This window comes from Moraxella sp. RCAD0137 (genome assembly GCF_002894025.1).
Lineage (GTDB): Bacteria > Pseudomonadota > Gammaproteobacteria > Pseudomonadales > Moraxellaceae > Moraxella > Moraxella porci.
In genome coordinates this window covers 1-20,551 of sequence record NZ_LTCC01000011.1, presented here as the reverse complement: position 1 = coordinate 20,551, position 20,551 = coordinate 1, and the positions used below count along the sequence as shown (strand labels likewise).

22 protein-coding genes are annotated in these 20,551 nt (G+C 47.5%); 15 read left to right on the top strand and 7 right to left on the bottom strand.

Features of this window, described 5'->3' with window-relative positions; all coding sequences use genetic code 11:
- Positions 1 to 4: 4 nt before the first annotated feature.
- Positions 5 to 751, bottom strand: a complete 747-nt coding sequence (locus tag AZ602_RS07435) for an elongation factor P hydroxylase (protein WP_103034393.1) — start codon at positions 749 to 751, stop codon at positions 5 to 7.
- Positions 752 to 870: 119 nt separating this feature from the next.
- Between AZ602_RS07435 and AZ602_RS07430 the strand changes: the two genes are divergently transcribed.
- The 6 genes from AZ602_RS07430 to lysM all read left to right on the top strand — a co-directional run bounded on the left by AZ602_RS07430 (position 871) and on the right by lysM (position 5,022).
- Positions 871 to 1,413: a DUF177 domain-containing protein gene (locus AZ602_RS07430; RefSeq protein ID WP_227525199.1), complete on the top strand. Its 543-nt coding sequence runs from the start codon at positions 871 to 873 to the stop codon at positions 1,411 to 1,413.
- 241 nt (positions 1,414 to 1,654) lie between these two features.
- Positions 1,655 to 1,837: a 50S ribosomal protein L32 gene (gene rpmF / locus AZ602_RS07425; protein WP_003656952.1), complete on the top strand. Its 183-nt coding sequence runs from the start codon at positions 1,655 to 1,657 to the stop codon at positions 1,835 to 1,837.
- 212 nt (positions 1,838 to 2,049) lie between these two features.
- The gene (fabD, locus tag AZ602_RS07420) at positions 2,050 to 3,009 is read left to right on the top strand and encodes an ACP S-malonyltransferase (protein ID WP_103034392.1); all 960 of its coding nucleotides are present in this window, start codon (positions 2,050 to 2,052) and stop codon (positions 3,007 to 3,009) included.
- Positions 3,006 to 3,734, top strand: a complete 729-nt coding sequence (gene fabG / locus AZ602_RS07415; RefSeq protein ID WP_103034391.1) for a 3-oxoacyl-ACP reductase FabG — start codon at positions 3,006 to 3,008, stop codon at positions 3,732 to 3,734. The genes fabD and fabG overlap by 4 nt, the downstream gene beginning before the upstream one ends.
- Positions 3,735 to 4,073: 339 nt before the next feature.
- Positions 4,074 to 4,310, top strand: coding sequence for an acyl carrier protein (gene acpP, locus AZ602_RS07410; protein ID WP_078318466.1), 237 nt, complete (start codon positions 4,074 to 4,076; stop codon positions 4,308 to 4,310).
- A 217-nt stretch (positions 4,311 to 4,527) separates the two neighbouring features.
- On the top strand, positions 4,528 to 5,022 hold the full coding sequence (gene lysM / locus AZ602_RS07405) for a peptidoglycan-binding protein LysM (protein ID WP_078318467.1): 495 nt from the start codon (positions 4,528 to 4,530) through the stop codon (positions 5,020 to 5,022).
- A gap of 50 nt (positions 5,023 to 5,072) precedes the next feature.
- On the opposite strand, the gene queG is transcribed toward lysM, so the two are convergent.
- Both queG and AZ602_RS07395 read right to left on the bottom strand, forming a co-directional pair.
- On the bottom strand, positions 5,073 to 6,233 hold the full coding sequence (queG, locus tag AZ602_RS07400; RefSeq protein ID WP_199174106.1) for a tRNA epoxyqueuosine(34) reductase QueG: 1,161 nt from the start codon (positions 6,231 to 6,233) through the stop codon (positions 5,073 to 5,075).
- Positions 6,226 to 6,594 (bottom strand): hypothetical protein, encoded by a 369-nt coding sequence (locus tag AZ602_RS07395; RefSeq protein WP_146025229.1) that lies wholly within the window; start codon positions 6,592 to 6,594, stop codon positions 6,226 to 6,228. Before AZ602_RS07395 ends, queG begins: the two co-directional genes overlap by 8 nt.
- Before the next feature lie 558 nt (positions 6,595 to 7,152).
- On the opposite strand from AZ602_RS07395, the gene AZ602_RS07390 reads away from it, so the two are divergent.
- The 7 genes from AZ602_RS07390 to AZ602_RS07360 all read left to right on the top strand — a co-directional run bounded on the left by AZ602_RS07390 (position 7,153) and on the right by AZ602_RS07360 (position 14,275).
- Entirely contained in the window at positions 7,153 to 8,991 is a 1,839-nt protein-coding gene (locus AZ602_RS07390) for an acetolactate synthase 3 large subunit (protein ID WP_103034388.1), read from the top strand.
- On the top strand, positions 8,991 to 9,506 hold the full coding sequence (ilvN, locus tag AZ602_RS07385) for an acetolactate synthase small subunit (protein WP_078254880.1): 516 nt from the start codon (positions 8,991 to 8,993) through the stop codon (positions 9,504 to 9,506). The genes AZ602_RS07390 and ilvN overlap by 1 nt, the downstream gene beginning before the upstream one ends.
- Before the next feature lie 148 nt (positions 9,507 to 9,654).
- Positions 9,655 to 10,677, top strand: coding sequence for a ketol-acid reductoisomerase (gene ilvC, locus AZ602_RS07380; protein ID WP_078254878.1), 1,023 nt, complete (start codon positions 9,655 to 9,657; stop codon positions 10,675 to 10,677).
- Between the two features lie 146 nt (positions 10,678 to 10,823).
- A complete protein-coding gene (locus AZ602_RS07375; protein WP_103034413.1) occupies positions 10,824 to 11,252 on the top strand; it encodes a hypothetical protein in 429 nt (142 codons plus the stop codon).
- Between the two features lie 370 nt (positions 11,253 to 11,622).
- Positions 11,623 to 11,835, top strand: coding sequence for a cold-shock protein (locus tag AZ602_RS07370; protein ID WP_078318471.1), 213 nt, complete (start codon positions 11,623 to 11,625; stop codon positions 11,833 to 11,835).
- A gap of 146 nt (positions 11,836 to 11,981) precedes the next feature.
- Positions 11,982 to 13,754 carry a DUF2157 domain-containing protein gene (locus AZ602_RS07365; protein ID WP_103034387.1) on the top strand — a complete coding sequence of 591 codons (1,773 nt, stop codon included), beginning with the start codon at positions 11,982 to 11,984 and terminating at the stop codon, positions 13,752 to 13,754.
- Positions 13,751 to 14,275 (top strand): GDYXXLXY domain-containing protein, encoded by a 525-nt coding sequence (locus AZ602_RS07360; protein WP_103034386.1) that lies wholly within the window; start codon positions 13,751 to 13,753, stop codon positions 14,273 to 14,275. Before AZ602_RS07365 ends, AZ602_RS07360 begins: the two co-directional genes overlap by 4 nt.
- A gap of 11 nt (positions 14,276 to 14,286) precedes the next feature.
- Here AZ602_RS07360 and ruvC read toward each other — a convergent pair whose 3' ends face one another.
- On the bottom strand, positions 14,287 to 14,877 hold the full coding sequence (gene ruvC, locus AZ602_RS07355) for a crossover junction endodeoxyribonuclease RuvC (protein ID WP_078318474.1): 591 nt from the start codon (positions 14,875 to 14,877) through the stop codon (positions 14,287 to 14,289).
- A gap of 126 nt (positions 14,878 to 15,003) precedes the next feature.
- Here ruvC and AZ602_RS07350 point away from each other — a divergent pair, with 126 nt between their 5' ends.
- Complete coding sequence (locus tag AZ602_RS07350) at positions 15,004 to 15,573, top strand: FxsA family protein (protein WP_103034385.1); 570 nt, start codon at positions 15,004 to 15,006, stop codon at positions 15,571 to 15,573.
- Between the two features lie 57 nt (positions 15,574 to 15,630).
- Here the strand turns inward: AZ602_RS07350 and AZ602_RS07345 are convergent, their stop codons facing one another.
- From AZ602_RS07345 to murD, 3 genes are all read right to left on the bottom strand, one after another.
- Positions 15,631 to 17,025, bottom strand: a complete 1,395-nt coding sequence (locus tag AZ602_RS07345) for an MATE family efflux transporter (RefSeq protein WP_103034384.1) — start codon at positions 17,023 to 17,025, stop codon at positions 15,631 to 15,633.
- Between the two features lie 3 nt (positions 17,026 to 17,028).
- On the bottom strand, positions 17,029 to 18,204 hold the full coding sequence (locus AZ602_RS07340; RefSeq protein ID WP_103034412.1) for a putative peptidoglycan glycosyltransferase FtsW: 1,176 nt from the start codon (positions 18,202 to 18,204) through the stop codon (positions 17,029 to 17,031).
- Positions 18,205 to 18,379: 175 nt separating this feature from the next.
- The gene (gene murD / locus AZ602_RS07335) at positions 18,380 to 19,756 is read right to left on the bottom strand and encodes a UDP-N-acetylmuramoyl-L-alanine--D-glutamate ligase (RefSeq protein WP_103034383.1); all 1,377 of its coding nucleotides are present in this window, start codon (positions 19,754 to 19,756) and stop codon (positions 18,380 to 18,382) included.
- A 239-nt stretch (positions 19,757 to 19,995) separates the two neighbouring features.
- Here murD and glnK point away from each other — a divergent pair, with 239 nt between their 5' ends.
- The gene (gene glnK / locus AZ602_RS07330; protein WP_078318478.1) at positions 19,996 to 20,334 is read left to right on the top strand and encodes a P-II family nitrogen regulator; all 339 of its coding nucleotides are present in this window, start codon (positions 19,996 to 19,998) and stop codon (positions 20,332 to 20,334) included.
- Positions 20,335 to 20,551: the final 217 nt, after the last annotated feature.

The window sequence follows — 20,551 nt, the reverse complement described above, 5'->3', positions numbered from 1 at the left end:
TGCCTCACTTGATGGGTTGATAAAATGTTGGGTGGCTGAGCGTCAAAAATACCCACAGTAGCCTGCGCGCATCTCTGGGCAAGGTATTGGGTGTGTGTAAATAACTTAGTGCCTTGGCATAGACATCTTGGGCAAAGGTGCTTTTGGAAGTATCAAAATCGGCATTGAGATTATCCTGTGAGACATAAAAATAGCGATCAAGTGCCAGACTTAACAGACATTCGATGGCCTGTGGCTTGATTTCTACCTGCTCAAATACTGCTTGCGTTTGCTCATTTCTGCCATCAGCTTCGTACCAATAGCCAAAGTCATTCAGTGTACGTCTGTGTTTACCCGCTACACACCAATGGCTAATCTCATGCAAGGCACTTTGAAAAAACCCATGTGCAAATTCGATGCGAGCAACATCGTGCGTATCAGCTGGGAAATATTCAGGTTCGCCATCACCCCGCACGAGCCGTGTCGGGATCTGATCAAGCTGATCATTATTAAATAAATCATCAAATAGCTCAATCAGCCACTTTGTCAGCGTAGCATCATTGCTGACATCTGCCTTGATGGCTTGCCAAGTTTGATAATATCTTTGCCATGCATCATCGCTGATTTGTGCAAATAATAGATGGCCATCGCCAATCGGCGCACTTTGCTCATGAAACTTACGCCACAGCTGTTGAATGGCTTCGGCGTGCTTGGCATCACTGGCGGCGGTGTTGTTATCAATATCGGGCGAGAGTCTGTTAAAATCTATCATCAGAATCGAATCTTAAAATGACTATTATAATCGCTTTAGGCATTTTGGTTAAGAAATTTTACTTTTGAAATCATTAAAAATATGCCATAATGCCAACCTACCCCAAGATTTTAATGATTATGACACAGACGCACAAACACCCAGATAATCAAACCCTACCCAATAACATCTTGCTTGAAAAATGGGCGGACATTGGCTTTCATTGGCAGGGGGCCATCGGCATTGATGAGTTGCCACGACTAAGCGAACAGACTGTCGGTGGTGGCAGCTTGCACGCACTTGTTGATTTGGCAAAACAAGATGGCGTATTGTGGCTATCGTATCAAGTGACAGGTGGTGTTAGCGTCGGCTGTCAGCGTTGCCTTGAGCCATTAAGCATTGATTTGTCTGGCGAGTATCGATTGGCATTATTAAACGATGAGAGCGAAATCGGCTTAATTGATGGTGCTGAATATGTGCTGATTGATGAGCTTGGTGAATCAGCTCGCAGATTATTGCCCATCAAAGATTTGCTAGAAGATGAGTTGATGTTGGCATTGCCATTATCGCCGCGCCACGAGGATTGTGATATGCTGGTGGAGAGTGCTGGTGATGAAATCGAAGAAGAAGTACAAGAAAATCCATTCGCTGCTTTGGCGGCATTAAAAGGTAAATTATCTTAATATCAATCACTTAGCAAAATTTATATCGTGTTAGGCAGAATTTTGATGAAAAGTTTTGTAAATTTTTGCGATTAGGCTTTGAAATTTGCAAGATTTTTGCGTATAATACAGCGTTTATTGTGCATAGGTCTATGATGGACGGCGATTGATGCTTAATCGCATTGACACAAATTGACAAAGACGCACGAACCGTTTATTTCTTGATGGGCAAAACTGCCCACTGACTTAATTAGGAGCTATCATGGCAGTTCAACAAAACCGCAAGAGCCGCTCACGCCGTGACATGCGTCGTTCACACGACCATATCGCTATTGCTGAGCTAAGCATCGATTCTACTACTGGCGAAAAACACCTTCGCCACCACGCGACCAAAGACGGTTTCTACCGTGGTCGTCAGCTATTCAAGGTTAGCCAAGATAGCTAAGCATCACCGATGTGATGAGTAAGCCAAGCCGACATTGCAAGTCAATGGGCTTGGCTTTTTATTTATATCCATCAGCTGATGCTATAGATTTGCAAATATCGCAGCAAACTTGACATTTGGGTAAACAAATGTATTTTTTTGTGTTAAAATTAGCACAGTTTTTATTATTCCAATGAAGCCAAGTGTTTTTGGCTATATTTTATAGGTGAATTATGACACAAGACATCACCACGGTTGCCAAACGATTGGCGGTGGTTTTCCCTGGTCAAGGCTCGCAGACGGTTGGTATGATGAATGAGCTGGCTGAGAATTTTGAGAGCGTGCGTCAGGCGTTTGATGAGGCAAGTTCGGCACTGGGTTTTGATTTGTGGGAAGTGACTCAGGATGAGAGCCGACTCAATAAGACGGAATATACGCAGCCAGCACTACTTGTATCGAGTGTGGCGATTTGGCAGATTATTGAGCCGATGCTTGCCAAGCAATCATTAAAGCCGCTTTATTTGGCGGGGCATTCGCTAGGCGAGTACAGTGCGCTGGTGGCATCTGGTGTACTTAGTCTGGGTGATGCTGCCAAGCTTGTCCATGAGCGTGGCAAGCTGATGACGGATGCAGTTCAGGGTATGGATACGCAGATGGCAGCTGTACTGGGTCTGGAGGATGAGCAAGTGGCAAGCCTGTGCGAGGAAGTCAGTGGCTCAGCTGGTGTGGTGAATGCCGCCAATTTTAACAGTTCAGGTCAAGTGGTGGTTGCAGGTACGGCTGTTGGCGTTGCAGGTGTGTTGTCAGCTGTTGAAGCACTTGGCAAAAAAGCCGTGCCGCTCAAGGTCTCTGTACCGTCACACTGTGAACTGATGAATCCTGCCAGTGATGCTTTGGCAGAGCTATTGGATAAAACACAGTTTCATACTGCCAAAATCGCCGTCATCCAAAATCGCCATGCCAAAGTGCATACGGATGTCGCGGATATCAAGCTTGCTTTGACCGAACAACTGTCAATGCCAGTACAATGGTCAAAAACCATGCAAAAGCTTGCCGACCAAGGGGTTGAGCTGATCATTGAATGTGGCCCAGGTAATGTCTTATCAAACCTTGCTAAGCGTCAAGCTACCCCAATCACGGCTTTGCCAACCGATAAATTGGCTCGTTTAGAAAAATTGGAGAATCTTGTATGAGTCGTAAAATCGTTCTAGTCACAGGTGCTAGCCGTGGTATCGGCAAGGCAATCGCACAGCGTTTCGCTGACGAAGGGCATTTTGTCATCGGTACAGCCACCAGCGAAAAAGGCGCTGATGCCATCGCAGAATACTTGAGCGAATCAGGCGGTATCAGCCGTGTGCTCGATGTATGCAGTGATGAAGATGTGGATAAGCTGTTTGAAGAGATTGACAGTGTCTATGGCGGTATCAATGTACTGGTGAATAACGCCGGCATCACCAAAGATGGTCTATTGATGCGTATGAAAGATGAAGACTGGGCAAGTGTCATTGATACCAACCTAACTTCTATCTATCGCATGAGCCGTCGTGCAGTGCGTGGCATGATGAAGGCTCGTCATGGCCGTATCATCAATATTACTTCTGTCGTCGGTCAAATGGGTAATGCTGGTCAAACCAACTATGCAGCCACCAAAGCAGGTGCTGAAGGGTTTAGCCGTGCATTGGCTCGTGAAATCGGTTCTCGTGGTGTGACAGTGAACTGTGTTGCACCTGGCTTTGTGGAAACTGACATGACCGAAGAGTTGGATGAGCGTCTGCTCAACTCTATGCTTGATGCTGTACCAATGGGTCGTATGGCGCAGCCAGAAGAAATCGCCGCTGCGGTGTCATTCTTAGCCAGTGATGATGCCAGCTATATCACGGGGACGGTGTTAGCGGTCAATGGCGGGATGTATATGTAGGTTATCTTTGTGGCTGTGTTTATTGCGTTGTTAGGCTCACTTGATGTATCACTTATACACCTGTGTTCGCCTGCCTGGCACTAGTCCCGATTAGTGTGACGATTTTACAACCGATTGTACATTTTCGTTCGCTTGCCTAGCATAAAGCCAATCATTTTATATACAAATAAATAAAAGCATTGACAAAGAACTCGTTTGCCATTATCATTGAAAAAAGTGTACATATGTATTCATAAATGCTTGCACTTTTTTGGCAAATGTTTTATGATACAAGTTAAGTTTCATACGAGCCAATTTTCAGCGTGGTGCTGATGGCTCTTTTATTCAAAGGAAATTCTCATGAGCGATATCGAAGCTAAAGTAAAAGACGCAGTAGCTGAGCAACTAGGCCTAAGCGTTGATGAAATCAAAAATGACGCATCATTTATGGACGACCTAGGTGCAGACTCACTAGACCTAGTTGAGCTGGTGATGGCATTCGAAAGCAGTTTTGGCATCACCATTCCTGATGAAGATTCTGCAGAACTAACCACAGTTCAAAAAGCCATCGATTATGTATCTGCAAAAGTTGCTTAATTGATCAACTAAAAGACCGCTTATTCATCGAATGAGCGGTTTTTTGTTTTTCTGATGACTCATTTACAAGCCATATCATCAGTGAGCGATAATGATACACAAGGTTACATAGTTACTAACATCAGTATGCAATTGTGTTGCAATTCTTCGTTAAGATGGATTTACCAGTCAATAGATTGGCAATCATTTTTTTATGGATTATAATTTGGAGTCACACATGGGTATTTTTAGCTTTGCCAAAGACATCGGCGATAAGATTTTTAACCGCAACAAAAAAGACGCGACTGAGCAAGCTGCACCGAGCGCAGCGCCAGCAGCAGCTGAGCCAACCGCTCAAGAGATCGCCAATTTGCTATTGGCTCGTATCCAAGCTCAAAATGTCAACATCTCTGGCCTAAAAGTCAATTATAACGGCGACACCGACACCGTGACGCTATCAGGCACCGCTAAGACCCAAGAAGACCGTGAGCGCGCGCGTCTGGCAGTGGGCAATGTGCAGTATGTTGAGACTGTCGTTGATGACATCGAAGTAGAAACACCTGCCGAAGAATCGCGTTTTTATACCGTTAAATCAGGTGATACACTCTCAAAAATTGCCAAAGAAATGTACGGCAATGCCAATGACTATATGAAAATCTTTGATGCCAACAAGCCAATGCTGAGCCATCCAGATAAGATTTATGCAGGTCAAGTATTGCGTATTCCTGCTTAATTTGGCACGATAAACGCTCAATCCCCAGGCCGGTGGTTTGGGGATTTTTTTTATTCAAGCTCACAAATCGCCCAATAAATATGCTCATCAAGCATCGCATCCATACCTAGCCGTGAACGCAGCGCCTTGATGGTGCCTGCTTTGGTGGCATCATCAGGCTGGCTATTACCAAGGGCGATGGCAGTGTTACGCAGTAGATTTAGATAGCCGGTACGCCGAAGTGGTGAGCCTTCGGTCTTTTGTAGAAACTCATCTTCATCCCATGCCCATACCTCAATGAGGCTTATTTCATCTAGCCCATGACGGGGTGCATAATCATCGACAGTGGCAAGCTTGGCATAGCGATTCCACGGGCAAATCAGCTGGCAGTCATCACAGCCAAAGATGCGATTGCCAATGGCTTTGCGGTATTTGACATCAATACTGCCTTTGTGCTCGATCGTCAGATAAGAAATGCACGCACCGGCATCGAGCGTGTAGGGTGCGATGATGGCTTTGGTCGGGCAAATATCCATACAAGCGGTGCAGCTGCCACAGTGTACTTTGACAGGATGACTCTCGGTCTTGCCAACCAAGTCAAGGCTAATAAACAGCTCGCCCAAATTAAAAAACGAGCCGGCTTGCCGATTGATCAGCAATGTGTGCTTACCTGTCCAACCAAGCCCTGCAGCATCAGCAATCGGACGCTCAAAAATCGGCGCTGAGTCACTAAATGGCCGAAACACAAAAGGCTTGTCAGCGTCAATGGATAAATGTGTCCAGTTGGGCAGTTCAGATTCGATGGCACGCGCCAGTTTTTTGAGCTGTTGGCGGACAGTTTTGTGGTAATCTCGTCCCCGAGCATAGCGAGCGATGATGGCGTGATTTGGTCTGTTATCATCATCGATGCGTCGTGGCTTTGGCAGGGTGTGTAGATAATCCATACGCACGCTGATGATGGTTTTGGCACCATCAACAAGCTTATGTGGATTGGCTCTTAATTCGTGATTATCCTGCATAAAATCCAGCGTGCCGTATAGCCCTTGGTCTAGCCATGCTTTGAGCGCTTCAGTCTGCTCGGCAAATAGCGGATGATGCACACTCAAAAAACCACAATCGGCAAAGCCAAGCTCGTATGCCTTGGCACGAATCCAGTTCTTGACCGCATCGACATCAGGCAGGGTAGTGCTGTCTATGTGTGATGGCTGTGATGGGGGTGATGGCTTAGTCATGGCAATGCTCGCGCACAGCATCTTGGATGTCGGTGATCTTAGCTTGGATGGCTTCAGCACTCATTGGGCGTCGCCTACCTTGCTCATCCACCTCAACGATGTTGCCGCCTGATTGGAGTGTTTGTAGGTTGATGCTCAAATAGCGACAAGCGTCTGATGCAGTACGAAGGGGCGGGTGCAGATAATACACAGGCACCGTCTGAAATTTTCGATCGATTGGCGGCATTTGACTGAACAGTGCTTCACCGTGTTGGCCTGTGCTTTTATAAAACACACCGCTGTTTGCCATCGATAATTGATCAAAAACACCAACAACCAACGCCACCAACACACCTTTGATACCAACATGCCGCCTTATCATCTGTCGCTTTTTACCCATGTTTACCACGCTTGCTGCAATCAGCACGCCAATCAACCATAACCACTTTGCCCATCAACCCGAGCATTTGGCCGTCATTTTAGCATTAGACCATCATAAAAAGCACGCAGCAATCAAGGATTTTTGGGAGAAATGATGATCAGAAGGGTGGTAAAGGCCATTTGTTGAACAAAATTAGTAAAATGATTAAAAAAATGGCTTGGCAAGCGCGGGTTTTTGGGGTAATATAGTTGGCATTGTTTTGATGACGCTTATAAAGCATACCAAAAGTTATAAGCATTATCATGAGTCGGCGTAGCTATTTATCAGGTGCTGCGTTTGTGCGATTGGTGCCATCGGATTACCGTTCGATGACGCAAGATTGTACATTGCAATAGGACTTATCGGTCTGCAAGACACAAGAAATTATCCCATTCCTTTCTTGTTGGCATTGTCACGATGCCCTTGCTTTGAAGTTCATCCTGAATTGACAGTCTGTTACTGACCATGCTACGCCATTTCGTCTGTATATTGCCGTTGATTGGCAAAAGGATGTAACTGATGACGCAACAAACCACCCAAGCCCCGAACATGACGGGACACACCCAGACCAAAGACGCAGCAGCACATTTCCGTGAAGCCCAAGAGAAGCTGGCTCGTGGCGAGACAGCCATGATGTCAGGTGGCGAGCTGCTTGTGCAAGCCTTGATTGATGAAGGCGTTGAGTATATTTTTGGTTATCCAGGCGGTGCGGTACTGCACATTTATGATGCTCTATTCAAACAAGATCAAATCGAACATGTCCTAGTCCGTCATGAGCAGGCAGCAGGTCATATGGCGGATGCCTATAGCCGTACCACAGGTAAGACTGGTGTGGTGCTGGCCACTTCAGGTCCTGGTGCGACCAATACCGTGACTGCGATTGCCACTGCTTATATGGACTCCATTCCGATGGTAATCTTGGCAGGTCAGGTACCGACCACACTGATCGGTGATGACGCATTCCAAGAGTGTGACATGGTGGGCATCTCTCGCCCAATCGTCAAGCACAGTTTCCAAGTGCGTAGTGCCGAAGAAATCCCTGAAATCATCAAAAAAGCTTTCTACATCGCAGGCTCAGGTCGTCCAGGTCCTGTCGTGGTTGATATTCCAAAAGATATGACCAATCCAAGCGATAAATTTGCTTATCATATGCCTGAGTCTATCTCGATGCGTTCATATCAGCCGACGCACAAAGGGCATGGCGGTCAAATCAAAAAAGCCATCGAGACACTCTTGGCGGCAAAACGCCCAGTATTGTACTCAGGCGGTGGTGTGATTTTGGGTAATGCCAGTGAAGAGCTGCGCCAAATTGCTGATTTGCTCAAACTCCCTGTGACCAATACCTTGATGGGCTTGGGTGCGTATCCAGGCTCAGGTGAGCAATTCATCGGTATGCTGGGTATGCACGGTACTTATGAAGCCAACATGACCATGCACCATGCGGATGTGATTTTGGCGATTGGTGCACGCTTTGATGACCGTGTTACCAATAATGTCAAAAAATTCTGCCCAAATGCAACCGTCATCCATATTGATGTCGATCCTGCCAGCATCTCAAAAACCATCACCGCACATATTCCTATCGTTGGTGATGTCAAGCTTGTACTGACTGAGATGCTCTCACAGCTCAAAGAAACTGACAAACGCATCGATGAGCACGCGCTCAATGACTGGTGGCAACAAATCAACGAATGGCGTAAGCGTCATGGACTGCGTTATGATGCTGATGACATGGAAGCCGAAATCCATGCCATCAAGCCACAGCACGTGGTCGAGACATTGTACAAACTCACCAAAGGTCAAGCCATCATCACCTCAGATGTCGGTCAGCACCAGATGTTTGCTGCACTGTACTATAAATATGATGAACCACGCCAATGGCTGAACTCAGGCGGTCTAGGCACGATGGGTGTCGGCTTGCCGTATGCAATGGCAGCCAAGCTTGCTCGTCCCGAAAAGACTGTCGTCTGTATCACGGGTGAAGGCTCGATTCAGATGAATATCCAAGAGCTATCAACCTGCTTACAGTACAATCTACCTGTAAAAATCCTAAACCTAAACAACGCTCAACTGGGCATGGTCAAGCAGTGGCAAGATATGCTATACGAAGCACGCCATGCACAGTCGTATATGAAGTCGTTGCCTGATTTTGTGAAGCTTGCCGAAAGCTATGGTCATAAAGGCGTAAAAATCACCAATCCTGCGACAATGGAAGAAGAGCTGGCAGCGGCGTTGGCGATGGAAGATAAGCTGGTATTCATCGATGTGTATGTGGATAAGAGCGAACACGTCTATCCGATGCAAGTGGCAGGTCAGTCAATGCGTGATATGTGGCTATCAAAAGGGGAGCGTACCTAATGTCAAATCAAGTCCATAAACATCTGATTTCTGTATTGATGGAAAACGAAGCAGGGTCGCTATCTCGTGTGGTTGGTCTGTTTTCACAGCGTGGCTACAACATTGATACGCTCAATGTCGCCGCAACCGATGATCCGACGATTTCTCGTTTGACGCTGACGACCATCACCACCAATGATAAGATTGAGCAAATCACCAAGCAGCTACATAAGCTCATTGAAGTGGTCAAGGTGCAAAATCTGTCTGAAATCAGTGGCGGTAGCCAAATCGAGCGTGAGCTGATGCTGATCAAAGTGCGTGCCACAGGCTCACACCGCGAAGAAGTCAAGCGTACGGCGGATATTTTCCGTGCCCAAATCGTCGATGTTACCCCAAATCTGTACACCATCTTGATCACTGGTGATGCTGGCAAGCTTGACGGCTTTATCGATGTCATCGGCCGTGATCGTATCCTAGAAGTGGTACGCTCTGGCGTGATCGGTATCGCGCGTGGTGAGAAGACATTGAGTTTGTGATTGTGGTGCCGTAAAAATCACCAATGATGCTTTTGGGATCAAGCTTTGATTTCGACAGCTTGCCAAGCCAAACCAAAAACTAATTAACTTTAACCAACTCGTTTTAGATTTTAGATTTGAAAACGATTTTTAACAAAAGGAAACTCTTATGAGCCTAAATATCTATTATGACAAAGACTGTGATTTGTCAATCATCCAAAGCAAAAAAGTTGCCATCATCGGCTACGGTTCTCAAGGTCATGCACACGCATTGAACCTAAAAGACTCAGGCGTTGATGTGACTGTCGGTCTGCGTGCTGGTTCTGCTTCTTGGAAAAAAGCTGAAAACGCTGGCCTAAAAGTTGCTGAAACTGCGGACGCGGTCGCTGGTGCGGATGTGGTCATGATTTTGACCCCAGACGAATTCCAACGCCAACTTTATAAAGAAGTTATCGAGCCAAACATCAAGCAAGGTGCAACTTTGGCATTTGCTCATGGCTTTGCGATCCACTACAACCAAGTTGAGCCACGCAGCGATCTAGACGTCATCATGGTTGCACCAAAAGCACCAGGTCACACTGTACGCTCTGAGTTCACCAAAGGCGGTGGTATTCCTGATCTGATCGCGGTATGGCGTGATGCATCAGGCTCAGCCAAGCAGCTTGCGCTATCTTATGCAGCAGGCGTGGGCGGCGGCCGTTCTGGTATCATCGAAACCACTTTTAAAGATGAGACCGAAACTGACCTATTTGGTGAGCAAGCGGTTCTATGCGGTGGCGCAGTTGAGCTTGTGAAGATGGGCTTTGAAACCCTAGTAGAAGCAGGCTATGCACCAGAGATGGCATACTTTGAATGCTTGCATGAGCTTAAGCTGATTGTTGATTTGATGTACGAAGGCGGTATCGCCGACATGAACTACTCAATCTCTAACAACGCTGAGTACGGTGAGTATGTGACTGGTCCAGAAGTCATCAACGAAGAATCACGCAAAGCCATGCGTAATGCTCTAAAACGCATCCAAGATGGCGAATACGCGAAGATGTTCATCGCTGAAGGCATGACTAACTACCCATCAATGACTGCTCGTCGCCGCAACAATGCAGCACACCCAATCGAAACTACAGGTGCTAAGCTACGTGCGATGATGCCTTGGATTGGCGGTAACAAAATCATTGATAAAGAGAAAAACTGATTTACTAGCCAAATAATGTCTTGTAATCAAGCGTTATTTGGCTCGATACAGTTTTATGGTCGCAAGTCTGTGCTTGCGGCCATTTTATTGGCTATGATTTTATGGTCAAAACCGCTATAATGGCGCTTTTGATCAATAAGCGTATTATGTTCAGCCAATTTTCCGATCTTAAAGAGATTCTACCCACCGTTTATGTCTGCACAAGTTTGTTCGTGGCGCTGTGCGTCATCATCGAAGCTACTTTGCTTGAAAAAAATGGTGGCAAAATGCCTGTCGGCCGCCTGTTTATGGTGGTCAGCATATTTTCGACTGCTTGGACGCTGGTGAGTGGTTTGGCGTGGTTTTTTCTTGAGCTTGAGCTGTTTGGTTCTGTTGTGGCCTTTGTTTATCCGCTGTATAGCATCTTAGGCCTATTGTATTCAGCGCGGCTAATGCGCGGCGTCGATCTGCCTGATGATCCAGCACAAATTGCATTACCCATCAAATATTTGCACTATTGTCGCTCATTTGGCATTGTCTATTTTGCGCTGTGTTTGGTAGCGGTTTTTGAGCTTTTTGGGCGCATTCAAATTTAGACTGTCATAAAGTTGATGATACATATTTGATATTTTTTATAAGATTTTTAAAAATTTTAAAAAAAATTTCACCTTTTTGGGTGAGAATCTGTTATACTGCTTGGCATGGTATTTGTGTACCGCTCAGTTAATTTGATGCCGATGATTTTGTCGTTTGAGGTTGTCATTATCAAAAAGACTTTGAAGTGTAACTGCAGAAAAACGCAGTGGTATCAAGCGTTCTTTAGTAAAGACCAGTAAGTTTCTTATTTGGATGAGTGAAGAAGTTAGGGCAATGTGTCCGTGATCCCGATCGTTATTGTAAGTTTTGCATGAATAGCATAAGTTCGCGTATTTTACGCTTTTCATCATCCAAATTAGGAAAATTGTTATGTCAAATAAAGTACAAGGCACTGTTAAGTGGTTCAATGAATCTAAAGGTTTTGGCTTCATCGCTCAAGACAATGGCGGCCAAGATGTGTTCGCACATTACAGCGCGATCAAAGGTTCTGGCTTTAAAACTCTAGCTGAAGGCCAAAAAGTATCGTTCATCCTAGGCGAAGGTCAAAAAGGCCCACAAGCTGAAGAAATCGAAGCGATCTAAACAGTCATCAAAAAGATCCAATAAGTGATCTGACTTTAGATAGCATAAAATGTCGTCCAATTGGGCGGCATTTTTTATTTTCGCCGTTTGAAAGTTCTTGTTGGCTTTGTTATGATTAAAATAATCTGCCGCTGTGAGTATTTGTTATGATTTATCAGCCCAAACGCCAATTTGTCAACTTGCCTGATGCGCTGACATCTGCACCGATGGCGATGCAGTGGGTCGTGTTCGGTCTTATAATGATCGCAGCGTCATTGATTTATCTGACAGCGGCGAATTGGCGGCTTTTGCCTGATGAAGTGAAACTTATCATCAACCCGCTTGTGATGATGCTGTGTGCTGTGATGAGTATGCGTGCATCAGCGATGTGGATGAGTGCGCTACATACGATGTCAGCCTTGATGGCAGGCTTATCGCTTGCGGTGATTGGGCAGGTGTATCAGACGGGTGCTGATAGTATGTGGTTATTTGTACTGTGGTCGCTGCTGATCGCGCCATGGCTGTATCGGGTGAATGATGCATCGTTTGTGCTATTGATGGTGGTGTCGCAAGTGGCGCTGTGGCTGACGGTCGATCAGATGGCGTGGGATGAGCGCTGGTATCCTGCTTGGGCGATGGTATTATTGCTTGGCGTATGGCGAGTGTTTGGGCGGTGTCGTCTGTCGTGGCTTGTGGCGCTTTGGCTATCGGTGCTTGCGGTTTATGCGGCGACCATTGATTGGTTTGAGCTGTCTGTGGCACAGGTGTTTTGTACACTGATGGTGATTATCTCGCCGTGGCTATTTGCGCTGTGGGCAAAAGTCAGACTGCCGATGCGGCAGATGGCGAGCATTGCCATCAGTGTGGTTGGCGGGGCGATGGCAGTATTTTGTGCTGTAGTGACTGGCTTTGAGATCGAGTCCCTGCTTGTGATCAGTATCTTGGCTCATGTATGGTTTGGGCTGCTTGCCTATGCTATTTATCGACACTTTGGGCGTAAGCTTACCCAAGTTCAAACAGCATTGCTGGGCGTTGGCGGCTGGCTGACGAGCTTGTTCGCCTTATTATGGCTCGTGGCGGATGTGCTGATGGGCTTTGATTCGGTGTGGGTGACGACGGCGTATGCGATTTTTATTTTGATGATTGGCATGATGATGCTCACTAAAGCTGAGCAGTGGGCTTATACGCGCCATTTGGGCTATGCGCTGGTGGCGGTTGGGGTTGGTCTTAGCATCTATGCCATCATGGAGCGGTGGGATCTTGACAGTCTGTGGCCATTGATCGCGCTGCAGAGTGTGGTTCTGGGGTCATTATGGCGTGTGCGCGTGCATTGGCTGTATCTGCTGATGCATGCATTGTTTTTGTATGGGCTGCTTGTCATCCAAAGCTTTGATGTGATGACGGCAAACGATCAGCCGACGCTGATGACTTATGGGCTGTATGCCCTTGGGTTTTTGCCTGCTGTGTGGGTGGATCGTCAAGCATGGCTGGATCATGCTCATCCGGATGTGCGTGCGGTAGGGCTATGGGTGATGGCGCTTGCGGTGGGCTGGTCGCTGTATTTTGGGATGCTTGACGGTGACCTAAGAGGTGTGTCCGTGCCGTTGGCGATGCTGATGGCAAGTATGCCGCTATTGATCGGCTTGGGGCTTCGCTTATCGACACTGCCGATGGCGACGACCCTACTGCTGATGCCGCTAGGTCTGATGGCAGGTTTTGGGCTAGCAGGGTTGCTTGCGGTGATTTTGGTACTGGCGATGGCGGTGGCGCGGCGAGACTATGTCAGTTATGGATTGGCGGTTTGTGTGGGGATCGGCTTATTATGGCTGATCTATTATCAGCTGTCATTGGTGTTTTTGGTGAAATTCATCACAATTTTCATCACAGGATGTGTGATGATCATAATGGGTGTGTCATTGGATAAAAGGGCGGTGCGATGAAAAAATTTATCCCGATAATCATTGCGTGTATCACTGTGATGCTGCTTGGCGCGCTGATCGTACGACATGAGACACAATTGGCAGCAGGCACACCAATGTACGCCAAACTCGCCCCTATCGATCCCAGATCCCTCATCCAAGGCGACTATATGCAATTAGGCTATGCACTGGTTGGTATTAATGATGTGGACGCAGAATCAATCGATGATCATGAGCATGGTAAGCGGCGGCAGGCGTGGGTAATGCTTGATGATGCCAATCGCATCGTCTCGGCTGATTGGCAAGCCTCAAATACGCACAGCACGCCACTAATGCTGACATTTCACCATTGGCAATGGCATCCTGCAACCGACAGTTTTTTGTTTGCCGAAGGCTTGGGCGAGTGCTATGGTGAGGCAAGCTATGCCAAGCTGTCCGTCGCTGATGATGGCCAAGCGATGCTGGTGGATCTGGTGGATGAGAATTTGCAAGTCTTAAACTGCCAAGATGGCATTTCATGGTGGCAAGGCGCTCAAGATTGATCTCATTGATCTTAACGCTGTTTTAATTTTAATAGATCTTCTTCGTGCAATCGCCAGCGGCCCTTTTTCTTGCTGCTCGTGCGACTACCGAGTGCGGCTGCGCCCAGTAGCTTATTCATCGAATGCGAGGCGTGTGCGTGGCAGATGGCACATGCCAAGCCATCGGCGGCATCGGCTTGAGGGATGACTTCTAGGGATAAAATGCGGCACACCATGGCAGTGACCTGTTCTTTGTCGGCGGCGCCATAGCCACAGACCGCTTGCTTGATCTGACGCGCGGTGTATTCGCTGACTTGTAAATCCAGTGCAGTCAGCGCCGCGATGGCAGCACCGCGAGCCTGCCCAAGCTTTAGTGCTGAATCGGGATTTGAGGCCATAAAGACCTGTTCGATGGCAGCTTGCATCGGCTTATCGCTGTATTTTTGGTAATGGGTGACAATGCGCGACACGCCTGCAAAGATCTGTGCGATGCGCTCGGTGATGTCGGTTGAGTTGGTGCGAATGGTGCCAGCATCCAAAAAGCTCAATTTGTCATTGTCTGTGCTGATGATGCCATAGCCTGTCATGCGCGAGCCTGGGTCGATGCCGATGATGAGAGTCATAAAGGTGTCAATAATCCAAAACTGTCGTTGAAATCATAAAAGAGGCTTGAAAACTTGCCAATCGTCCTAATTTACTGGTAGTATAGCGTATTTTATCTGTTTATTGAATCTTTTAAGGAGATGGGCATGGGTGCATTAGTAGGCATTGCCTTGATTTGGTTTATCATCGAAATGCTGATTTGGTATCTTGCCGCTCAGTTTGTCAGTGGTTGGTATGTGTTTTTTTGGTTCATCATTGCAGCAGTGATTGGCATCATGATGATTCGAAAGGCAGCGGGCACCCTAAACCCGATGGCTCAGCAAATGAAAGCCATCCAAAAAGGCGTCATCCCAAACCCAGCCAATCAACCTGCTGAGGCGACCATCACCAAGTCCATCGCGCTGGGCTTTTCAGGCCTGCTGTTTTTGTTGCCAGGTCTGCTGACGGATCTGGTGGCGCTGCTGCTGTTATTGCCAGTTGTCCAAAATAAACTCACCGTCGCAGCCAAAGATTATGCCCTAAAAAATCAAGACAAAATGATGCAGATCATGGCCAAGCAAATGGGCGGCCAAAGTCCTTTTGGGGGCATGGGCGGCAGTCCATTTGGAAAAAATGGTCCATTTGGCAAAACAGGCGGTTTTGGCACGACAGTTGATGGCGAGGCCAAGCCTGTCAATCCAGACATCAAGCGCATCAAGTCAGCCAATGATGACTGATACCAAAGTCTAATTTTAATAAAGCCCTGATCGATGATTGGGGCTTTTTGATTGAAATTATAAAATACGCACGCGCATCTGAGTGATGACTTTTTGGCTGTGCATCTCCAGATACCACAGCGAAAATACCGCCGCCAGCCCCAGCGAGACGATCAGCGCCGCCCAAAAGCCATAGATGCCCATGTCTTGATGAAATGCCAGCCAATAGCCTGGAATCAAGCCACAGCCCCAAAAAGCGACGATGTGAATCAGCATCGGCACAGTCGTCACCTTATAGCCGCGCAAACAAAATCCTGCCACGCATTGTACCGCATCGACCAACTGAAACGCTGCTGCATATAAGATGATGCTGCCTGCCAATGCAATCACTACCGCATCATTGGTGTACATCATCGCCAAAGGATAGCGCAAAAGCACCAAAAAGACAGCCGTACCCAGCGAAATCAGCATGGCAAAGCTAATGCCAACGCCACTGATATAGCGCGCGCGATGGTATTCTTCACGCCCAAGGCTAAAGCCGACGCGCACGGTAGCAGCGCTGCCCAGACTTTGGGGAATCATATAAATCAGGCTGGTCAAGCTGATGACCACCTGCTGCGCTGCAACATAGTCCTCGGTGTTGCCATCCAATTTGGCCACCAAAAACATGATGCAGGTAAATAAACTGACCTCAATAAAAAATGACAAGCCAATCGGTACCCCAAGCTTGGTGATCTCTAAGAAAGCTTTGGGATTGGGCAAATCAAAGCGATCCATCAAGCCAAAGGCCTGCAAGGTGCGATCTTTGGCGATGAGCAGCCACAATACCAGTGCATTGATCCAAAACACTACCGCCGTCGCCAAGCCGCAGCCGGCACCGCCCAAAGCAGGCATGCCAAATTTGCCGTACACAAAAATCCAATTTAAAGGAATGTTAATAAAAAAGCACAGCCAACTGACCCACATGATGACCTTGGGCTTATTTAGGCTTGAGGCATAAGCATGTAGCGCTCGATGTAGCATCGCAGCTGGCATGGCAAAGCCAATGAACCACAGATAATTTTCGGCGATGGCAAAGGTGTCTTCGCTGACATCGAGCCATAGACGAAACGGAGCGATCGCAAGCCAAGTTGCCACCATACCCAGCACGCCGACGATCAGCCCGTACCACAGACCCTGGCGACCCATCTCACCAACTTGAACGCTGTGTTTGGCACCATACAGCTGTGAGATCATTGGGTTTAAGGCGGTCATCAAGCCTGTCAGCGTCACATAAATGGTGATAAAGACGCTGCTGCCCAGTGCCACTGCCGCCAAGTCACCCTTGCCAGCACCGCCTGCCATGACTGTATCGATGAAGCTTGTACCGACTTGTGCCAGTTGTGACAGCAGCATCGGCAGCCCCAGATGGATCAGTGATGACAGCTCTTTTTTGTAGGTGGGCCAGCCAAAGCGGCGAATGTCTAATAGCATGCTTTAGTATTTGTCGTTTTGGCGTTGGGCGTGGATCTCAAGGCTTTCTTTATCGACGCGCAGGATAAAACCAATCATCATCAAAAGCACCACCATCGATGAACCGCCAAAGCTAAAAAATGGCATGGTCAAGCCTTTGGTGGGTGCCAATCCCATGGTCATGCCAGCGTTGATGATTACTTGACCGAACATCACCACCGCAAAGCCAAACACAGTGTAGCTTAGGCGCAGTTGGCGACGCTTGAGTGCGCGTAAGCTGATGACCATGATGCTAAAAATGATCAGTGCTTGCAATAACAGCACCAAAAACACCCCCAAAAAGCCAAACTCTTCACCTGTGATGGCCAATAAAAAGTCCGTGTGCGCCTCAGGCAGATGAGAGAGTTTTTGGACGCTATCACCATAGCCGACGCCAGTAACTTCACCGCGCCCATAAGCAATCAAGCTGCGCGCCAACTGAAAATCCGACCCTTGGATGTCATCAAAGGCATTGGTAAATGACAAGATGCGCTCACGGCGATACGGCTCAAGCCATGCTGCGATGCCGATGAGTAGTGATGCCAACAGTGCAAACCACGCGTATTGTCGACCAGGTGCGCCACTAATAAACACCATCACCCCAAGCGTCGCCAAAAGTACGATCACCGAACCAAAGTCAGGCTGTAGCAGCAATAAGCCGCCGATGGGCAAAAACCACACCAACAACCGCACACCAGTAAACACATTACTGCGCAGCTCAGCCGATCGACGCACCACATAGTCAGCGGTGACAAAGACCATCACCGCCTTGGCAAGCTCAGCCGCCTGAAAATTAACAAACCCAAGATTTAGCCATCGCCGAGAGCCATTGATCACTTCGCCAGCCACCGCAGTCAAAATCAGCAGTCCAAGCAAGATCGCCCACATCAAAAGCACCACATTCATGTGCTGGCGATGATAATACAGCTTAAGAGGAATCTGATAAATCGCAAACGCCAAAATGCCACCGATGGCAACATAGCTCAGCTGACTCCAAAAAAATCTTAAAGGCGCAAGATCGCGCGACACTGCAAATGGTATCGATGCTGAAGCAATCATCAAAAGACTGATGCAGATGACCAGAGCTAAGCTGATCAGTAGAACTTTTCTGGGATTGATGGCATCAAAAAATCTCAGAAATTTTTCAGAAAATTGGGGCATGGTGTTGGCTGTCACAAGGTATTAAATGAGGTGAAAATATGCTTAAACTGTCTATTATAACGGATTTTTGGGCAAATGATGCGATTTTGTGCCAACAATTTTTATCGCGGTATCGATCTGTGTTCATAAAACGATAACCAAAAAAAGCCTCGAGGTGATCGAGGCTTGGTCAAAGTCAGCTTAACGCATGCACAAGCTTTACGAAGTGATCACCGCGCTCGCTGTAGTTTTTAAATTGATCCATGCTAGCACAAGCAGGTGACAACAAAACGACTTTGGCGCTGCTTTGACTGGCGCGTGCCACTGCCGCATCCAGCGTCCCTACCGACTCGATGATCTTAGCCAAGCGCTCATTGCCTGCCAATAGCCCTTGTTCGATGAGATTGGCATCTTGCCCGATCAAATATACTGCACCTGCCCAGCGCGCCACTGGATCGGATAATTCGCTAAAGTCTTGGCCTTTGCCCAGACCACCCAAAATCAGCGCAATCGAGTGTTCGCCATAGACTGTGCCAAGGCCATCGATGGCAGCCAAAGTCGAACCGATGTTGGTGCCTTTTGAGTCATTAAAATAAGCCTTGCCTGCCACCTCATCGACATATTCACAGCGATGCGCTAGACCCTTAAAGTTTTGTAGTGCAATGAGCATCGATGGCATATCTATACCAGCGGCCATGCCCAAAGCCAGTGCTGATAAGGCATTGAGCAGGTTATGCTTACCTTTAATCTTAAGCGTTTGGGTGTCGATGAGCTTATCGGCGCCATAATACAGTGCCAAGCCATCGCCAGCATCATGCAGATGAAATTCGTCCTTGGCAGCAAGCGAGCTGTCGGTGTGGATAATTTGTGCATCAGCAGGCAGGGCAGCTAAGCAGGCGCGCGCCAGTGCAGGATCATCTTGGCAAATCACAGCAGTCTGACAGCCCTCAAAAATGCGCAGTTTTTGATTCAGATAGTCTTGCATGCCATCATGGCGATCCAGATGATCGGCAGAGAGGTTTAGGATGGTCGCAGCTTTGGCAGACAGATGGCTGATGTGTTCAAGTTGAAAGCTGGACAACTCAAGCACCGCCAATGCCATGTTATCGATTGTTAATAAGTCTAAAGCAGGGGTGCCGATATTGCCGCCAACGCCAACACAAATGCCTGCTTGTTTTGCCATCTCACCGACCAAGGTGGTGACGGTGCTTTTGGCATTGGAGCCTGTGATGGCAATGATCGGTGTCTGGGTCGCATTTTTGGCGTCGCGCTTGGCCAAGGCATCAATAAACAGCTGCACATCACTGATCACGGGGATGCCAGCTGCTTTGGCGGCTTGGACGGCTGGGGTGCGCGGATCAATGCCAGGACTGATGACGATGACATCTGATGACAATAACACCGCAGGATCGATGGCGCCAAAATGCTGCAGCGCCTCGGCAGGCAGCTGATCGGCCAATGCAGGCGCGGCTTGGGCATCGGTGATGGCAACGGTGTGTCCTTGTTCACACAAATAACGAACAGCAGACAGGCCTGAACTGCCCAGACCGATGACGGCATATTTTTTTGACATGGCTTTTCCTTACTCTTTGGTGTCAGCAACCTATGATAACAGATGTGGCTATTGTAGCAGGTTTGGCAGATGGGCGATAGGTCTAGGCTGTGGGATCGCAGCAAGTTGTGGCACGCCGCCGCACTGAGGATCAGATTTTGTTAAAATACGGTTGTTAATTATTTGCTTGGGCTATATAATACTTTGAGTTGTATGAGAATTTGGCTGACCCCAACCCATTTTTTGCCAAAGGAAAATTTATGAAACTGATTTCTGCAATCATCAAGCCATTTAAGCTCGACGAGGTACGCGAGGCGCTCTCGGAAATTGGCGTCAATGGCATCACCATCACCGAAGTTAAGGGATTTGGTCGTCAAAAGGGGCATACCGAGATGTACCGCGGTGCCGAATATGTGGTCGATTTTCTTCCAAAAATCAAAATCGAGATCGCCTGTAGTGATGAGATGGCCAATAGCATCATTGAAGTGATCATCAAGGCTGCCAATACAGGCAAAATCGGCGACGGTAAGATCTTTGTGACGCCACTTGAGCAAGTGATCCGTATCCGTACTGGCGAATTTGATGAAAGTGCGCTGTAATGAGTGCATTGCTAATATCGCCAATCTGACAAACTGCGTTAAGCTAAGCTTGCGCTGTGATCTATAAATTTATACCAAAAAAATACACCGCAGAATTGAACCGCACCCCAAAAGTTAGACAACCTTTGGGGTGTTTTTATGACCAAATACACAATGGACTTTAAACTTGAAGTCATTGATCATTATTTAACAGAGCATAGTTACCACAGCACAGCCA

What these genes read in the sequence shown, in the direction of transcription:
- AZ602_RS07435 (WP_103034393.1), bottom strand. Translation starts at nt 751, where the DNA reads ATGATAGATTTTAACAGACTCTCGCCCGATATTGATAACAACACCGCC.
- AZ602_RS07430 (WP_227525199.1), top strand. Translation starts at nt 871, where the DNA reads ATGACACAGACGCACAAACACCCAGATAATCAAACCCTACCCAATAAC.
- rpmF (WP_003656952.1), top strand. Translation starts at nt 1,655, where the DNA reads ATGGCAGTTCAACAAAACCGCAAGAGCCGCTCACGCCGTGACATGCGT.
- fabD (WP_103034392.1), top strand. Translation starts at nt 2,050, where the DNA reads ATGACACAAGACATCACCACGGTTGCCAAACGATTGGCGGTGGTTTTC.
- fabG (WP_103034391.1), top strand. Translation starts at nt 3,006, where the DNA reads ATGAGTCGTAAAATCGTTCTAGTCACAGGTGCTAGCCGTGGTATCGGC.
- acpP (WP_078318466.1), top strand. Translation starts at nt 4,074, where the DNA reads ATGAGCGATATCGAAGCTAAAGTAAAAGACGCAGTAGCTGAGCAACTA.
- lysM (WP_078318467.1), top strand. Translation starts at nt 4,528, where the DNA reads ATGGGTATTTTTAGCTTTGCCAAAGACATCGGCGATAAGATTTTTAAC.
- queG (WP_199174106.1), bottom strand. Translation starts at nt 6,233, where the DNA reads ATGACTAAGCCATCACCCCCATCACAGCCATCACACATAGACAGCACT.
- AZ602_RS07395 (WP_146025229.1), bottom strand. Translation starts at nt 6,594, where the DNA reads ATGATAAGGCGGCATGTTGGTATCAAAGGTGTGTTGGTGGCGTTGGTT.
- AZ602_RS07390 (WP_103034388.1), top strand. Translation starts at nt 7,153, where the DNA reads ATGACGCAACAAACCACCCAAGCCCCGAACATGACGGGACACACCCAG.
- ilvN (WP_078254880.1), top strand. Translation starts at nt 8,991, where the DNA reads ATGTCAAATCAAGTCCATAAACATCTGATTTCTGTATTGATGGAAAAC.
- ilvC (WP_078254878.1), top strand. Translation starts at nt 9,655, where the DNA reads ATGAGCCTAAATATCTATTATGACAAAGACTGTGATTTGTCAATCATC.
- AZ602_RS07375 (WP_103034413.1), top strand. Translation starts at nt 10,824, where the DNA reads ATGTTCAGCCAATTTTCCGATCTTAAAGAGATTCTACCCACCGTTTAT.
- AZ602_RS07370 (WP_078318471.1), top strand. Translation starts at nt 11,623, where the DNA reads ATGTCAAATAAAGTACAAGGCACTGTTAAGTGGTTCAATGAATCTAAA.
- AZ602_RS07365 (WP_103034387.1), top strand. Translation starts at nt 11,982, where the DNA reads ATGATTTATCAGCCCAAACGCCAATTTGTCAACTTGCCTGATGCGCTG.
- AZ602_RS07360 (WP_103034386.1), top strand. Translation starts at nt 13,751, where the DNA reads ATGAAAAAATTTATCCCGATAATCATTGCGTGTATCACTGTGATGCTG.
- ruvC (WP_078318474.1), bottom strand. Translation starts at nt 14,877, where the DNA reads ATGACTCTCATCATCGGCATCGACCCAGGCTCGCGCATGACAGGCTAT.
- AZ602_RS07350 (WP_103034385.1), top strand. Translation starts at nt 15,004, where the DNA reads ATGGGTGCATTAGTAGGCATTGCCTTGATTTGGTTTATCATCGAAATG.
- AZ602_RS07345 (WP_103034384.1), bottom strand. Translation starts at nt 17,025, where the DNA reads ATGCTATTAGACATTCGCCGCTTTGGCTGGCCCACCTACAAAAAAGAG.
- AZ602_RS07340 (WP_103034412.1), bottom strand. Translation starts at nt 18,204, where the DNA reads ATGCCCCAATTTTCTGAAAAATTTCTGAGATTTTTTGATGCCATCAAT.
- murD (WP_103034383.1), bottom strand. Translation starts at nt 19,756, where the DNA reads ATGTCAAAAAAATATGCCGTCATCGGTCTGGGCAGTTCAGGCCTGTCT.
- glnK (WP_078318478.1), top strand. Translation starts at nt 19,996, where the DNA reads ATGAAACTGATTTCTGCAATCATCAAGCCATTTAAGCTCGACGAGGTA.